2 protein-coding genes are annotated in these 1,403 nt (G+C 61.7%); one reads left to right on the top strand and one right to left on the bottom strand.

The genetic code is table 11. The features are described from left to right. A partial coding sequence (locus ACRXB1_RS36015) for an alcohol dehydrogenase catalytic domain-containing protein (RefSeq protein WP_449494772.1) occupies positions 1-370 on the bottom strand: 370 nt, incomplete at its 3' end. 206 nt (positions 371-576) lie between these two features. On the opposite strand from ACRXB1_RS36015, the gene surE reads away from it, so the two are divergent. Further along, positions 577-1,335, top strand: a complete 759-nt coding sequence (surE, locus tag ACRXB1_RS36010; RefSeq protein WP_213778396.1) for a 5'/3'-nucleotidase SurE — start codon at positions 577-579, stop codon at positions 1,333-1,335. The last annotated feature ends 68 nt before the right edge of the window (positions 1,336-1,403 follow it).

The raw sequence follows: 1,403 nt of genomic DNA, 5'->3' as shown, positions 1-1,403 counted from the left end.
TCGCGAGCGTGACGGCCGACGCGCTCGCAAAGTCGATGTCCTCGGGCAGGGCAATGCAGGCCGCTTCGCGGGCAACCGCCTGTTCGGCGAACGCGCCTTGCGCGGTGTAAGCAGCGACCCGCATGCCTACGCTGAGCCGCCTGACGTTCATGCCGACCTCTCGCACGACACCCGCGAACTCGGCACCCGGGGTGAAGGGCAGTGCCGGCTTCGTCTGATACTTGTTCTGGATAACCAGCACATCAGGGAAGTTCACGCTGGCCGCCCGTACGTCGATCACCACTTCGTCGGCGCCTGGACGGAGATCCGGCAAGGTTTCGAGCACGAGTGATTCGGGCGGTCCGTACTGGTTGCATCGAATGGCGCGCATGGGGTCTCCATTGAAAAATCCGCTATGCGCCAGTGTAAAACGACGTTGCCCGGGCGTGCGTTCAGAGACGCAGCGTTAGCCATCCGGTCTAATAAAACGCACGAAAAACGCTCGAGATCAACCAGCATTGCGCGGAAAACCTGGCCGATCGGCCGAGGACCCCACGGCCGGGCCGCGGGCCTACTTTCCTCGGTTACAATCGTCGCATGCAAATCCTACTCAGCAACGACGACGGTTATCTGGCCCGCGGGCTCAACGTGCTGCACGCGGCCATGGAGCCGCTTGGGCAGGTCACGGTCATGGCCCCTGAGCAGAATTGCAGCGGTGCTTCTAACTCGCTGACACTGTCGCGCCCGCTCACCATTCACACGGCGCCGAACGGTTTCAATTACGTGAACGGTACGCCCACCGACTCAGTGCATATCGCGCTGACGGGCATGCTGGAAAAGCAGCCGGACCTGGTCGTTTCCGGTATCAATAACGGCCAGAACATGGGCGAGGACACGTTATATTCCGGAACGGTCGCGGCGGCGACAGAAGGTTTCATGTTCGGCGTGCCGGCCATCGCGTTCTCGCTGGTCGGGCGCGACTGGTTGCATCTTGAAGACGCAGCGCGCGTTGCCGCTGACATCGTTGCGCATTTTCTGGCGCATCCCATGCCAGGCCATCCGTTATTGAATGTGAACATTCCAAGTCTGCCTTACGAAGAAATGGGAGAGTGGCGCATCACGCGGCTTGGCAAGCGTCATCCCTCGCAACCGGTGATCCGGCAAATCGATCCCCGCGGGAACCCGATCTGGTGGATCGGGCCGTCAGGCGACGCGCTCGATGCAAGCGAAGGCACAGATTTTCATGCTGTTGCGAACGGACATGTTTCAATCACGCCGTTGCAACTCGATCTCACGCATACCAAGCTGCTGCCCGCCACGCGCGAGTGGGCCGAGGCGCGGAGCAGCCGTTCATGACGGAAGAACGCGCAAAACGCTTCCCGCTGGCACTCGCCGACCTGGTGCGCGAGCCGCGCAAAGCGACA

This window comes from Caballeronia sp. M23-90 (assembly GCF_053574605.1).
This window is presented reverse-complemented; position numbering and strand designations above follow the sequence as displayed.